This window comes from Achromobacter sp. ACM05 (assembly GCF_019218915.1).
Classification (GTDB): domain Bacteria; phylum Pseudomonadota; class Gammaproteobacteria; order Burkholderiales; family Burkholderiaceae_B; genus Achromobacter; species Achromobacter animicus.
This window is the reverse complement of the sequence record NZ_JAHUWQ010000001.1, coordinates 487,736-502,676: the sequence shown is the minus strand read 5'-3', so window position 1 is coordinate 502,676 and position 14,941 is coordinate 487,736. Positions and strand designations below refer to the sequence as shown.

10 protein-coding genes are annotated in these 14,941 nt (G+C 65.8%); 5 read left to right on the top strand and 5 right to left on the bottom strand.

The features are described 5' to 3' along the window. Positions 1-80: 80 nt before the first annotated feature. The 5 genes from KW836_RS02235 to KW836_RS02215 form a co-directional block, all read right to left on the bottom strand. Positions 81-1,688, bottom strand: coding sequence for an MFS transporter (locus KW836_RS02235; RefSeq protein WP_218342341.1), 1,608 nt, complete (start codon positions 1,686-1,688; stop codon positions 81-83). Between the two features lie 71 nt (positions 1,689-1,759). Next, entirely contained in the window at positions 1,760-2,458 is a 699-nt protein-coding gene (locus KW836_RS02230; protein WP_218342340.1) for a hydrolase, read from the bottom strand. A 159-nt stretch (positions 2,459-2,617) separates the two neighbouring features. Continuing rightward, the gene (locus KW836_RS02225; RefSeq protein ID WP_218342339.1) at positions 2,618-3,310 is read right to left on the bottom strand and encodes a YoaK family protein; all 693 of its coding nucleotides are present in this window, start codon (positions 3,308-3,310) and stop codon (positions 2,618-2,620) included. Positions 3,311-3,392: 82 nt separating this feature from the next. Then, positions 3,393-3,821, bottom strand: coding sequence for a DoxX family protein (locus KW836_RS02220; protein WP_218342338.1), 429 nt, complete (start codon positions 3,819-3,821; stop codon positions 3,393-3,395). Between the two features lie 12 nt (positions 3,822-3,833). Further along, positions 3,834-5,723 (bottom strand): amidohydrolase, encoded by a 1,890-nt coding sequence (locus KW836_RS02215; protein ID WP_255595250.1) that lies wholly within the window; start codon positions 5,721-5,723, stop codon positions 3,834-3,836. A 343-nt stretch (positions 5,724-6,066) separates the two neighbouring features. On the opposite strand from KW836_RS02215, the gene KW836_RS02210 reads away from it, so the two are divergent. From KW836_RS02210 to KW836_RS02190, 5 genes are all read left to right on the top strand, one after another. Beyond that, on the top strand, positions 6,067-7,176 hold the full coding sequence (locus KW836_RS02210) for a porin (protein WP_218342336.1): 1,110 nt from the start codon (positions 6,067-6,069) through the stop codon (positions 7,174-7,176). A gap of 156 nt (positions 7,177-7,332) precedes the next feature. Then, positions 7,333-8,955: a methyl-accepting chemotaxis protein gene (locus KW836_RS02205; protein ID WP_218342335.1), complete on the top strand. Its 1,623-nt coding sequence runs from the start codon at positions 7,333-7,335 to the stop codon at positions 8,953-8,955. Between the two features lie 87 nt (positions 8,956-9,042). Then, positions 9,043-9,708 carry a response regulator transcription factor gene (locus tag KW836_RS02200; protein WP_218342334.1) on the top strand — a complete coding sequence of 222 codons (666 nt, stop codon included), beginning with the start codon at positions 9,043-9,045 and terminating at the stop codon, positions 9,706-9,708. Further along, complete coding sequence (locus KW836_RS02195) at positions 9,708-11,090, top strand: sensor histidine kinase KdpD (protein WP_218342333.1); 1,383 nt, start codon at positions 9,708-9,710, stop codon at positions 11,088-11,090. The genes KW836_RS02200 and KW836_RS02195 overlap by 1 nt, the downstream gene beginning before the upstream one ends. Positions 11,091-11,794: 704 nt before the next feature. Next, on the top strand, positions 11,795-14,875 hold the full coding sequence (locus KW836_RS02190) for an autotransporter outer membrane beta-barrel domain-containing protein (protein WP_218342332.1): 3,081 nt from the start codon (positions 11,795-11,797) through the stop codon (positions 14,873-14,875). The last annotated feature ends 66 nt before the right edge of the window (positions 14,876-14,941 follow it).

The following is a 14,941-nucleotide window of genomic DNA, read 5'->3' as shown; positions in this document are numbered from 1 at the left end:
TGTCGGCGCAATTCTAGTCAGGAATCATGCTTCGCTTGTAACGGTGTGTGCGGGCAGCGCCGGTCTCATCCTGCTGCCCGTTATTGCGGGATGGGGGCGACGAAGTGCGACACCCGCGGCGGGATGTCGCCGATGTGGAAGGCGCGCACTTCCGCCTGCTGGTCCGCGTCGGCGTGGGTGACACGCTCGTGCTGGCGCAGGTGCTCCAGCCACGACATCACCAGGAAGTATTCAAGGTAGCGGCCGGGCTGGGCGGCGTCTTCAAAAATGCCCCACGCATACGCGCCGTCGCGGCGGCGTTCGGCGCCGGCATGCTGCATGGCTTGCACGAAGTCCGCGCCGCGTGCCGGATCGATCAGGTATTCCACGGTAATCATCACCGGGCCGCGATCATGCGTGACGTGCTGGCCGATCAGGGGCTCGGGCCAGTGCATCGACGGCGCGAGGTCCAGGTCGGCGCCCAGTTGCAGCTTGGCCTTGCGGGTCAGCAGCATCGCCACGACCGAGCCCGCGGCCGCGATCAGCAGGGCCGTGGGAACACCGGCGCGTACGGCGGTCTGCCCCCAGATCATGCTGCCGGCGGTCATCGAGCCGAAGAACACCGTGACGAAGATCGCCAGCCCGCGTGCGCGCACCCAGTCGGGCAGCGCCACCTGGGCGGACACGTTGAGCGAGGTCAGCACCATGATCCACGACGCGCCCGCCAGAAAGCTGAACGCGCCGGCGACGACGGGATGCGGCACCACCGCAAACACCACCAGCGTAAGCGCCGTGCCCAGCGTGCCGGCCATGACGCTGCGGTCCGGGCCCAGCTTCTTGCGCAGCGGCGGTAGCACCATCGCACCGATCACGGCGCCCGCACCGACGCAGCCCAGGATGATGCCGTAGAGCAAGGCGCCACCCTGCAACACCTGGCGCACGATCACCGGCAGCAAGGCCCAGTAGGCGCTGGCAAACAGGAAGAACGCGACGGCACGGACCAGCGTGGATTTGAGCGGCTTGCTGTGCAGCGCGAAACGCAGGCCAGCACGCATGGCATGAAACAGTTGTTCGCGCGGCAGGCGTTTTTCAGCGGCCGCGGGCGGCTTCCACCAGATCAGTGCGGCCACAACCACGATGAAGCTGACCGCGTTCACAAAGAACGGAATCGCTACGCCCAGGCTGGTGATCAGCACCCCGGCCAGCGCCGGACCAATGGCGCGGCTGACGTTGATGCCCACGCTATTGGTCGCGATGGCCTGCTGCAGCGAAGGACGCGGCACGAGGCTTGGGACGATGGCTTGCCACGCGGGCGCCGACAGCGCCGTGCCGATGCCCATCAGCAAGGTAAAGCCCAACAGCACCCACGGCGTGGTCAGACCAAACCAGACGACCAGGCCCAGCGCCAGCGCGATGAAGCCCATCGCGATCTGCACCATCAGCAACAGCTTGCGGCGGTCCATCGTGTCGGCCAGCGCGCCAGCCAGGAGCGACAGCAGGAACACGGGCAACGCGCCCGCCGTCTGCACCAGCGCCACGAACATCGGCGACGGCGACAGCGAGGTCATGAGCCAGCCCGCGCCCACGTCGTGCATCCAGGTGCCGATGTTCGACAGGACGGTAGCCACCCAGATCACCGTGAAGGCGGAGTAGGCGAAGGGAGAGGAAGGCGGGGCTGGGTCAGCGGGTCGGATGTCGGCGGTCGTCATGGCGGGCAGGCTGCGGAAGAAAGCAAAAAGGCCCGCGGCCGCTGCGAGAGCGGCTGCGGGCCCGTGGGGCATCAGCGGGCGATGACGGGCGCGGCGACGGGCGCGATGGCGTCGTGGGCGGTCTGCGTGCGCTGGCCGGCCTTGTGCACCATGGTGTAGGCGTAGTCCACGCCCATGCCGTAGGCGCCCGAGTGTTCCTTCACGATTTCCATCACGGCATCGTAGGAGTCACGGTGGGCCCAGTCGCGCTGCCATTCCAGCAGCACTTGCTGCCACGTGACCGGCACGACGCCGGCCTGGATCATGCGTTGCATGGCCATGTCATGCGCTTCCTTGGACGTGCCGCCCGACGCGTCGGAAACCATGTAGATCTCGTACTCGCCTTCCAGCATGGCGCACAGGGCGAACGTGGTGTTGCAGACTTCGGTCCAGAGGCCGGCGACGACAACCTTCTTGCGGCCGTTGGCGGCCAGCGCGTCACGCACCTTCTGGTCGTCCCACGAGTTCATCGAGGTGCGTTCCAGGACCTTCTGGTTCGGGAACACGTCCAGCAGTTCGGGGTAGGTGTAGCCCGAGAACGACTCGGTTTCGACGGTGGTGATGGTGGTCGGGACGCCGAAGACCTTGGCGGCCTTGGCCAGGCCGACGGTGTTGTTCTTCAGCGTCTGGCGGTCGATCGACTGCACGCCGAAGGCCATTTGCGGCTGGTGATCGATGAAGATGATCTGGCTGTTCTGCGGGGTCAGGACTTCGAGCTTTGCTTGGGACATGAAAATCACCTGGAAGATTGAATCAGAGGGGGGGACGCATAGCGCCTGGCTGCATGAAGATGCCTCATTCGCCCGCTGTGTCGCGAGCTTTAACGAGAACGTCAGGATATGGGAAACGTTCGCATTTCGACATTGTTCGAAGGTATGGCGCGTCCCCCTTCAAGTAGGGTCAGGCGGGGGGCGCTTGATGCCCAGGGTGGCCAGGGCGGCGACGACGGGCGGCAGGACGAAACACCACATGAGCGACGCCCAGTACAAGAGCGCGGCGACGGCGCAGCCGGACGCAAAGGCCGCCAGGGCGGGCAGCATCTTGCGCAGGCGGCCGACGGCGGCCGTGCGGGCCTCGCCGGAGACGCCCTTGCAGAGGTCGGCAAGGTCGATCATCACCTGCGTGGTGGTGCCGGTCATCAGCGTGGACGGCGGCGCGCTGCCCAGGTGCATGCGCTGGATCGCATTCTGGATGCCCATGGCCGCGACCAGCAGCATGCCGCCCATCACGGCAAAGGGCGCGTCGCTGTCGGAAAACGGGCCGTAGGCGATGAGGACGGCGGCCGCGGCAGCCAGCAGCAGCACCTTCGCGCACATGAGTTTCGACATGGCCGTGTCCGCAGCAGCGAGGCCGGACGCAAACAGGCGCGTCAGGACGACGACGGCACAGAAGAGCGGCAAGGCCAGGAGCTTGGCAAAGGCGCCGGTCGTGCCGTGGACGAAGGCGGCGCCCAGCGTGACGAAGTTGCCGGTCACGTGCGCCGTGAAAAGGCCATTCAACGCCAGGAACCCCGCCGTATCGACGTATCCCGCGTTAAAGCCCAGGAGGCCGGTGAATCGGGGAGATACGGGTGTCTGTTCCATGATGTGCAAGGTAAGCGTGGAAGGCGCAGTGCCCGTTGGACCGGCGGCGCGGCCAGCGCGGCGGGCACTGCGAAAGAGGCCGTTACCGCCGTTCGTTCAGGTCCTGCCAGATCACCAGCAGGAATCCGCCCACCAGACCAAGGTGCTCGAAGAACGAGTTGGCGGCGAAAAAACGCGCCTGGCCGGGCGGCATTTCCCAGAACTGCAGGGCAACGAACGTGGCGATGAGGGTGAAGATCGCCAGCCCCAATGCGCCGATCCAGCGGTGCCAGCCGATCAGGATCATGAGCGAGGCAATGAGCTCCAGCGCGATCACGACCACGGCGAAGAACGGCGCGGGCGTGAGCCCGAAGTGGGTCATTTCCGCGATGGCGCTCGGAAAGTCGGTCAGCTTGACCAGCCCGCCCTGCAGATACGCGGCGCACAAGCCCAGATAGGCGACAAAGCGGGCAACGTGGCCCCCAAGAACGGGGCGCGCGATGCCGGCCAGCGAGGTTGAAATGCTCGACATGGATTCAGTCCCTTACACGGCCCAGCACGAGCAGCCCAGCGCGCCGAAGAACGACTTCTGGTCGGAGGCCGGCACGCTGGACGCCCACGCATTGGCGTGGCTGTGGCCATGCAGGCCGCACGCGCTGGCGCAACCGCACGCGGCGGCAAAGCGCTTGTAGTCCAGCGAATTGCGGCCCGCGCCTTCCGGGTCGCCCCAGGCGGCATAGCCGCCGAACAGGCGCGTGGGCGACCAGTCGGGCATGGCGGGCGGCGGCGCGTTCTCGTCGAGCTTGGCGAAGTCGCCCGCGCCGTAGACCACGCGCCCGCCCACCACGGTCAGGTCGGACGTCAGGAACGAAATCTCTTCGTCCGCCACCGTGAAGTAGTCCTGGGACGGGACCATCAGATCGGCGAATTGGCCCACCTGGATGCGGCCGCGCTTGCCTTCGTCGTTGGAGAACCACGCGACGTTTTCGGTCCACATGCGCAGCGCCGTCTCGCGGTCCAGCAGGTTTTCGTGCGGATACAGCGGCATGCCGCCCACGGTCTTGCCCGTGGTCATCCACGACAGCGAGATCCACGGGTTGTACGACGCGACGCGCGTGGCGTCCGTGCCGGCGGACGTCTTCACGCCCTTTTGCAGGATGCGCTTGACCGGGGGCGTGGCCTGCGCGGCCTTCGCGCCGTAGCGCTCGACAAAGTATTCGCCCTGGTAAGCCATGCGGTGCTGTACGGCAATGCCGCCGCCCAGCGCGGCGATCCGGTCGATCGACTTGTCCGAGATCGTCTCGGCGTGATCGAAGAACCAGTTGATGCCGGTGAGCGGCGTGTCGCGATGCACTTTCTCGAAGACGTCCAGCGCCCGCGAGATGGTTTCGTCGTACGTGGCGTGCAGGCGCCAGGGCCATTTGTTCTGGACCAGGACGCGCACGACCTCTTCCAGCTCGCCTTCCATCTCCGGCGGCATGTCCGGGCGTTCGACGCGGAAGTCCTCGAAGTCGGCGGCCGAGAACACCAGCATTTCGCCCGCACCGTTATGGCGGAAATAATCGTCGCCCTGCTTGTACTTCACCGAAGACGTCCAGTTCAGGAAGTCTTCCTTCTCGTGCTTGGGCTTTTGCGTGAAGAGGTTGTAGGCGAGGCGAACGGTCAACTGGTTGTCGTCGGCCAGCTTCTGGATGACGGCGTAATCGTCCGGGTAGTTCTGATAGCCGCCGCCGGCGTCGATGACGCCCGTGACGCCCAGCCGGTTCAGCTCGCGCATGAAGTGGCGCGTGGAGTTCAGCTGATAGTCGAATGGCAGCTTCGGACCCTTGGCCAGCGTGGAATACAGGATCGTGGCATTGGGCTTGGCCAGCAGCAGGCCCGTCGGATTGCCGTTCGAATCGCGGATGATCTGACCGCCTTCGGGGTCGGGCGTGTCCCGGGTGTAACCCACCACGCGCAGCGCCGCGGCGTTCAGCAGCGCGCGGTCGTACAGATGCAGCAGGAACACGGGGGTGTCCGGCGCGACCGCATTGATTTCCTCGATGGTCGGCAGGCGCTTTTCAATGAACTGGTGCTCGGTGAATCCGCCCACCACGCGCACCCATTGAGGCGCGGGCGTGTTGGCGACCTGGCGGCGCAGCATTTCCATGGCGTCCGCCAGGGACCGCACGCCGTCCCAGCGCAGCTCCATGTTGTAGTTCAGGCCGCCGCGCACGACGTGCGTGTGGTTGTCGTAGAGCCCGGGCAGGACGCCTTTCTTTTTCAGGTCCACCAGCCGGGTGTTCGGTCCCGCCAGGCGCAGGACTTCCCGGTCGCTGCCCACCGCGACGAACTTGCCGGCCTTCACGGCGACGGCGCCCGCTTCCGGGTTGGCGCGGTCCAGCGTGGTGAAACGGCCGTTGTAGAAGATCACTTCCGGGGGGCCGTCCGCCAGCGGCGTGCCGGTCTGGTTCTGCGACCCGGCATTCGCCCGGCCTGCCCACATGCTGTTGAGCGCAAACGCTGAAGCCAGCGAAGACGCCGCTCCCAGGACTTGTCGACGCGAAGCCATGCCACTCTCCTCGATTAATTTCGCGGTGGCTAGGTTTTCATGGCGCCCGCCGGGGCGCAATCCGACATTAGGTTCGTCACCCTATACCATCGACGAATGGCGCAGGCACGGCATGCACGCGTATCGTCTTCCGGTTTGCGTGCTGCCTTGCAGTTCCGGGGTCGCTCGTATCCCGTGCCCATGGGTTCATCGCGCAGGATTCCCACGGAAAGCACAGGAGCATGAGATGAAGGTTGGCCGCGACGCGCGCAAACGGGTTCTGGTTGGTGGATGCGCGGTGGCCGCGCTGTGTGGCGCAGTGGGCAGCGCGACGGCGCAGTCATCCGTCACGCTATACGGCCGGCTGAACACCGCACTGGAATACGCCTGGATCAGCGGCGGCGACAATGCCGGCTCCGGCTCGCGCATGACGAACAACCGGTCGGTTTTCGGCCTGCGCGGCGAAGAGGACCTGGGCAATGGTCTCTCGGCAATCTTCCAGATCGAAAGCGGCATCGCGCTCAACACCGGGCAAGGCGAGATCGCCAGCCGGAACACGCGGCTGGGGTTGGCATCGCCCTACGGCACGTTCTTCCTGGGCAATTGGCACACGGCCTACACCGAGTCGACCATGAAAATGGACCCGTACTATCCGATGACGGCCGGGTACATGGCGCTGATGGGCAACGGTTCGGCCCCCAGCTCGGGCAACGTCGAGAACACAAGTTCGTTTGACCGGCGCCAGAAGAACTCGCTGCATTTCCGGTCGGCCGACTGGCACGGCCTGAGCGCGGGCTTCACCTGGGGCCTGCCGCAGGAGCGCATGACGACGCCGCGCAATCCCCAGCTCTTCTCGTGGTCCGCGGCCTACAAGGAAGGTCCGCTGGCGCTGGTGGCGGCCTATGAGCTGCACAGGAACTACCAGATGGCCGATTCGCACGACGATGCCATCAAGCTGGGCGCCTCGTATTCGTTCCCGACCACCACGATCAACCTCGTCGTCGAGCAGCTGCGCTACCAGACGCCCACCGGCGATCTGCGCCGCAAGGGTTACTACGTGTCGCTGGTGCAGAAGCTGGGTTCAGGCAGCCTCAACGCGTCCGTCGGCTACGCCGCCAACGGCACCGGGCCGTCCACGCAACAGGTGGGCTATGTCCGTAGCGGCGAGAACACCGGCGCGGTCCAATACACGCTCGGCTACGAGCAGCCCTTGTCCAAGCGCACGTCCGTGTATGCGTACTACTCGAAGATCAAGAACCGTTCGAACGCGGCCTACGATTTCGCCATCAATGAACTTGGCGTGACTGCCGGCGCCAGCCCGCAGACCATTGCGCTGGGGTTGCGGCACAGCTTCTAGCCTTGGCGAGGCTTAACGATTCATTAATTGTTGCCTCGCTATAGTCGCGCTCGTCAGCCGGCGCGGCGCCCGTCAGTGGGGCCAGCGCTGCAATAGCGCGAGTAGTCATGAGCCGGTTGCCGATCACAACAAAGGCGAATGATGAATCTTGCAACCATGAAAGTGAGGTCTCGCCTCGCTATCGGTTTCCTCTTGCTTATCCTGGCGCTGCTGGTGCTTGGGGGCCTGTCCCTGTATGCCGTGCGGACGCTGGACAAGTCGATGTCCGACATCGTCAACGTGAACAACCAGCAGTTGAAGCTGGCGTTGCAGATGCGCGAGCTGGTGCAGGGCCGGGCCATCGTGGTGCGCAACATCGTGCTGTACACGGACCCGCAAGCCGTGGCAAATGAGATCAGCCGATCGGAAGACATGGCGACGCGCTATCGCCAAGCCAGCGAACAGCTAGCGAAGATGTTTGCCGAGGACGAAGGGACGCTGCCCGCCGAGACCGATCTGCTGGCCGCCGCGCAGCGTGCGCAGCAGGAAGCGACGCCCATCTACATGCGCGCCCTTGAAGCGGGGCGGCAGAACAATGCGCAGGAAGCCGCCCGGATTCTGCGTGAAGAGCTGCGCGCCAAGCAGGACGCCTGGCTCGACCAGTTGATGGCGCTAGCCAACCTGGAAGCCAAACTCAGTGACGAATCGGCCGCAGAGGCCGCGCAGACGTCAGCGCGCCTGCGCAATGCAATCGTCGTGATCATGGCGATCGCCGTACTGGCCGGTGTGCTGTCGGCCTGGCTGATCACGCGCAGCATCCTGCGTCAGCTTGGCGGCGAGCCTGCCGATGCGCAGAAGCTGGCAGGCGCCATTGCAAGCGGCGATCTCACCACGGCGCTCACGCTGGACGGACGCGACCGGTCGAGCCTGATGTATTCGCTGGAGACGATGCGCATGCAGCTGGCGACGACGGTGGGGACCATCATCAGCGCGGCGGAGTCCATCTCGACGGCGTCCGCCCAGATTGCGGAAGGCAACGCCGACCTGTCGCAGCGTACCGAGGAACAGGCCGCGTCGCTGGAGGAAACGGCCGCCAGCATCGAGGAAATGACCTCGACCGTGCGGATGAACCAGGACAACGCGGCCAGCGGCAGCAGTCTCGCCGTGGATTGCAGCCAGCTCACGGTTGAGGCGGGCCACGTGGTGGGCCAGGTGGTGGACGCGATCGGTGCGATCTCGACCGATGCCGAGCGCGTCGGCGAAATCGTCTCGGTGATCGACAGCATCGCGTTCCAGACGAACATTCTTGCGCTGAATGCGGCGGTGGAAGCCGCGCGGGCCGGCGAACAGGGCCGCGGCTTCGCAGTGGTGGCCACCGAAGTGCGCGCGCTGGCGCAACGCAGCGCGACGGCAGCAAAAGAGATCAAGGGCCTGATCGAGAATTCCAAGCGCGCCGTGCAAGGCGGCGAGTCGCTGGCGGCCACGGCGGGCGACCAGATGCAGAAGGTGCTGGACGCGGTGGCCCGCCTGAAAGAGGTGACGGTGGAAATCGCCTCGGCTTCGGCGGAGCAGACCAGCGGCATCGAACAGGTGAACGTGGCGGTGTCGCAGATGGACACGATGACGCAGCAGAACGCCGCGCTGGTCGAGGAATCGGCCGCGGCGGCAGGCGCAATGGCCACGCAGGCGAAGGAGCTGCTGCAGGCCGTGGCGCGCTTCAAGACGGAGCGGCGAACCACTGCAGCGCATCCGGGCGCGCGCTACGAGCCGCTGGCGCTGGCCGCGCCCGCGCACGCCTGAGCCGGCGGCAGACCTTTATGATGCGGCATGCGCGGCAAGCCCGCCGCGCCGCGCAGAGGCTGCCAACGCCCACACAGGGGAACTGACATGCGGGTGCTGTTGGTCGAGGACGACGCGATGTTCGCGGACGCTCTGACGCTGGCCCTCGAGGAGCTGGACTTTGCGGTGACGTTGGTGCAGGAAGTCGACGCCGCCAAGGTGCTGCTGCTGGAGCATGCCTTCACGATCGTGCTGCTCGATATCGGTCTGCATCGCGGGTCGGGGCTGGACGTGCTGCGCTTTCTGCGCCGGCGTGGCGACGCGGTGCCGGTGATCCTGATCACCGCGCGGGATGCCTTGAGCGACCGCATCAAGGGACTGGATCTGGGCGCCGACGATTACGTCATCAAGCCGTTCGAGCCCACAGAGCTCTTTGCACGCATGCGCGCGCTGCTCCGGCGCAGCGGCGTGGCGGGCGACAAGGTGCTGGCCTGGCGTCATGTGAAGCTGGACCCGGGGCGCCGCGAGGCCTTTGTCGACGAGGCGCCGACGCGCCTGTCCGAGCAGGAGTTCCGCACGCTGGAGATGCTGCTCAGGCATCCCGACCGGCTGGTGTCCACCGAAGAACTGCGCGCGCATCTCTACGGCGTCGACCGGCCCGGCGAAAGCAATACGATCGCCGTGTTCATTCACGCCCTGCGGCGCAAGCTGGGCAAGGACGTCATCGAGAACGTGCACGGCCAAGGCTATCGCCTCGCCCGGGACAGCAGCTGATGCGCCGGGTCACGAATTCGATGCGGGCGCAGATTCTGCTGGGCATCTTCAGCGCGCTGCTGGTGTCTTGGCTGGTGCAGTTCGGTCTGTACTGGAACAGCCTGACGCGGACCGAGTCCGGGGCGCGCGATCATGAGCTGAGGGCGGTAGTCGACAGCGTTGCGTTCTTTCTGGCGATGGTGCCGGTGACGCAGGACATCACCCGCGACCTGCCGGTGCCCCCCTTCCTGTTGCGCCAGTCCATCGGCAAGACCGAGATCCAGGTCTGGGACCGCGTGACGAACCGGCTGGTGCTGGCGTCGACGGACGCGCCGCGCACGCAGATGGCGCAGGTCGATTCCATCGGGTTCTCGTGCGTCCTCTTCGGCGGCGACACCTGGCGCGTTTATGCGGGACTGGACGAGACGGCCCGCTTCGAGATCGTTGCCGCGACGCCGACGCGCGCGTTCTACGCGGGGCTTGCCGACCGCTTCGAGTTGGGCTCGATCATCACGCTGCTGATGTTTGCGGGGATCGGCAGCGTCACGATGTTCGTGGTCTGCCGTTCGACGCGCAAGCTTGGCCGCGCCGGCCGGGAGATCGCGCAGGCCAGCGTGACCGATGGCGTGACGGTTGACGAACGCGCGGTGCCCGCCGAAGTGGGACCCCTGATACGCGCCATCAACGAGCGGCAGCGGCGGGTGCTGACGCTCGTCGAGAACGAGCGGCGATTCATCGGCGACGCCGCCCACGAGCTGCGCACGCCGTTGGCGGTGCTGGCCGTGTACGCGGACACGGCATATCGGGTCAACGATCCCGTCAAAGCGAAGATGCTGATGCAGAAGATCGCCGAGACGACCCGCCGCAGCGCGCGCATCGTCGAGCAGCTGCTGGATTTGGCGCGCACCGACAGGAACGACATCGTGCTCGAACCCGTGAATCTCGCTTCCGTCGTGGGCTTTGTCCTGCGGGACATGCAGGCGTCGTTCGTCCATCGCGGCCAGCAGCTCACCGTCGATGCCGTCCCGGGCCAGATCCTGGGCCAGGTCGACGCGCTGGGCATCCTGGTGCGCAACCTGCTGGACAACGCAGGCCGGTACAGCGGCGACGGCAGTTCGATCCGGGTAGCGGTGGAGCGGGCGGCCGACAGCGTCACGTTAGTGGTGTCGGACAACGGCCCGGGCATCGCACGGCCGCTGCGCGAGCGCATCTTCGACCCGTTCTATCGTGGGCCCGGTGCGCCTAGCCACGGCAGCGGACTCGGGCTGGCCCTGGTGGCAAGGATCGCCCGCTCGCACAATGCGCGCGTCACGTTGGAGGACGGCGCCGAGGGGCGTGGCGTGTGCTTGAGCGTGACGTTTCCGCTGCCGGACGCCGTGGCCGCCGCTTCACCCGCGGAATAGGCGGTTGGAGAGAACATGGATACGCCCGATTGCCGCAGTGAGACACGGCCACCGTTCGACGGGCTGCGCGCTTATCTGCGAGCCGTCCAAAGCCGGGACGACTTGCAGCGGATCCGGCAGCTTGAGCAGCGAAATGGTGGACTGAAGCGGTCCGTGGAACGCTTGATGGCGGGGCACGGCACTTCCACGCGGTGTCCTGAATGCGGCTCCAGAACCGTGAGAATCCGTACGGCTTCTTCACCAGCGGCATTAATCAGCCGACTGAAACGCATTTTTCGCTTGGGCACGCAGCGCCGGCCGGATTAATCAAAAAGGTAATGGTCGACCGATCTGTCGTGTCATTTTGTTTCCGAAACGTAGGTGAATCGCGTTCCGGTAATTGGCACAGGCAGGACAACGGATGGTATCCAAATCGTGCGTTACGCCGCGCAGAGATGGTATCCATTCAACGAATATAAATACTTTGGATAACCTGTCCGTCGTGGTTTCTACAAATATCGGTCGTATGCCGTAGACCTATTTTGATAATTAACGGGATATAACCCCGTTTATTAACGGGGACGTAAAAAGAACCGTTATACAGTGCCTCCTTTTTTCGAGAGCTGACCCTAGATTCACGCCGGCTGCATTATTACTTGCCGATACTTTTTAAACATATCGGCAATGTGTGAAAGGAAGCTCGATTAATCCGGAGGATTGAAGTTTTGGCATACGGCACAAAGAAGTGGCTGACGGCGACGCTCGCCCTGAGCGCGTCCTACGTGGGGAACGTCACCGCTGCGGACCTGACCATCGGGTCGGGCAATACGCAGGTGTTTGACGGGTCGGCCAACTTTCCCGGCGGCATTGATGTCAACGGCGGCACGGCGGTTATCGGCGGCAATGGCGGCGGTGCGGGCGTGGCGATCGGCGGCAACGTCAATGCCACGTCGAACGGCACCGTGGCGGGTTTCGGGTCGATTGGTGGCGACTTGAACGTGACGGGAAATTCCCGCGTTGCGCCGGGATACTGGGTGGACACGCCGACGGGCGTCTCCAACGGCAATCTCGTGGTGAACGGCAATCTGTCGATCAACAACGGCGTCTTTGATTTCGAAACCGGCTACGCCGGACTGCCCATCACGCAACCCGGCACGGGCGACAACATCAAGGTGGGCGGCAACGTTGCCCTGAACAACGCGACGCTGAACGTGAAGGTCAGCACGCACGGGGTCAACGCGGGCTTTTACCGCATCATGTCGTACGGCGGCACGTTGAGTGGCGGCCTGACGCTTGGCACGGTCTCCGGCGACTCGGCGCCGGCCGCGACGATCCAGACGTTGACGGGCGACAAGCACATCAACCTGGTCCTGGGTCCCAGCACCACCAATCTGTGGAACGGCAATGGCGCGGCCTCCGCGGCCACCGCGGGCGGCGGCAGCGGCACGTGGACCGCGGCGAGCGGCAACTGGAGCAGCCCGACCAACGCCACGGGCGCCCTGCCCAGCGGCGGCTACGCGATCTTCACGGGCGCGGCGGGTACGGTCACCGTGGACGGCAGCGCCGGTCCGGTGCGTGCGTCGGGCTTGCAGTTCGCCACGGACCGCTATCGCCTGCAAGGCGCGCCGATCACGCTGGCGGGCACGGGCGGCAACCCGCCCGTCATCGTCGTCGGCGACGGCACGTATGCAGCCGGCCAGTTCGTCGACATCATCGACAACCCGCTGCAAGGCACGGAAGGCTTTGTGAAGACGGGCGTCGGCTCGATCATCCTGAACGGCGACAGCAGCAACCTGACCGGCCCCATCTTCATCGCCGACGGCGCGCTGGAGATCAACGGCAAGCTGAACGGCCCGATGGACATCGGCCGCGAAGTGGTGCTGGCAGGTGTCGGCCAAGTCGGCAGCACGACGCTGTACCCGACGGCGGTGATTTCGCCGGGTAACGACGGCATGCCGATGGGCACGCTGACGGTCAACGGCAATCTCAACTTCGGCCAGGACACGATCTATCGCGTGCACGCCGATCCGACCAGCACGCTGAGCGACCGCATCCATGTGACCGGCGTCGCCACGCTGGACGGCACGGTCGCGCATGTGGGGCCCAATGGCAACTACGCGCCGCGCACGACGTACAACATCCTGACGGCGGACGGCGGCATTCAAGGCCGGTTCACGGGCGTGTCGAGCAACTACGCGTTCCTGACGCCGTCGCTCAGCTATGACGCGAAGAATGCTTTCATGACGCTCTCGCGTAACGACGTGCCGATCGGCAGCGTGGGCGGTTCGGAGAATGAAACGAACGTGGGCGGTGCGCTGGATCAGGAAGCGCCGCCTTCGACCGGCAATGGGTCGGCCTCGGCGGGCAATGGTTCCGCATCGACGGGCAATGGCTCGGCGTCGGCGGGCAACGGCTCCGCATCGACGGGCAACGGCTCCGCATCGACGGGCGATGGCTCGGCGTCGACGGGCAACGGCTCCGCATCGACGGGCAACGGCTCGGCGTCGACGGGCAACGGCTCTGCATCGACGGGGAACGGCTCGGCATCGACGGGCAACGGCTCGGCATCGACTGGCAACGGTTCCGCAACGACGGGCAGTGGCTCGGCGGCGACAGGCACCGGCAACGGCAATGAATCCGCCCCGGTCGTCACCACGCCCGTCACGCCAGTCACGCCCGGCGCCGACTCGTCGCTGATCGCCAGCGGCAATGGCGCAGGCAAGACGACGGGTGCAAGCCAGGTGACGGCGGCCGTGCTGGCCATGTCTCCCGCGCAAGCGCGCGCGGCCCTGAAGCAACTGTCCGGCGAAGCGTACGCCAGCACCGGCAGCGTGCTGCAGGCCCAGGGCGACGCGGTGACCACCCTGCCGCTGTCGCATCTGCGCGGCAACCTCGACGCGCCGATGCGCGCGGGCCGGCCGACGGCGCAGCTGGGCGCGTCGTCATCCGACGCCTTGCCGCAAAGCGGCGCATCGCCGATCTGGGCGCAGGCCTTCGGCAACTGGAGCACCTTCCGTGGCGACGGCAACGCATCCACCGTGCATCAGTCCGCGGGCGGTCTTTTTGTCGGCGGCGACGGCGACGTGGGCGGCGGTTGGCGTCTGGGCGGCGCGGTCGGGTACACCGGCAGCCACAACTCGATCTCCGACGTGTCGTCGCGCATGAGCGTGGACAGCTACACGGCCACGGTCTTCGGCGGCAAGAATTTCGAAGCCGGTCCCGGACATGTGCGCTTTATGGTGGGCGCGGCCTACACCTGGCACGAGATCGATTCCAAGCGCAATATTGCGGCCGGCAGCCTGAACCAGCGCCTCGAGTCGTCGTATAACGCGTCGTCGACGCAGGTGTTCACGGAACTGGGCTACAAGCTGCCGCTGGGCGACGCCTACGCCATCGAACCCTTTGCCGGCGTGGCATGGAACCAGGTCCGCACGCGCGATTTCCAGGAAACGGGCGGCAGCGCGGCCCTGCGCGGCGAGGGCAGCAAGGACGATGTGACGAGCACCACGCTGGGCTTGCGCGGCGCCATGCTGATCGGCACGGATGACGCGCCGGGCCGCCTGACGGCAACGGTGGGCTGGCGCCATGCGATGGGCGATGTCAAACCCACGCAGAAGCTGGCTTTCGAGGGCGGCAGCACCTTCACGGTGTCGGGCGTTCCCATTGCGCAGAACGCGGCCGTGCTGGGCCTGGGCGCAGAAGTGGCGATCACGCGCAACACGACGGCTGGCGTGGCGTACGACGCGCAGTTTGGCGGCGGCAACCGCCAGCAGTCGGGCATGTTCAAGCTGATGACGCGCTTCTAAGGTGCAGGGAGCGCGGCCGGTTCAATGCCGATGCCTGAACGGCAACGGGCTTGAATCCGGGCTCGT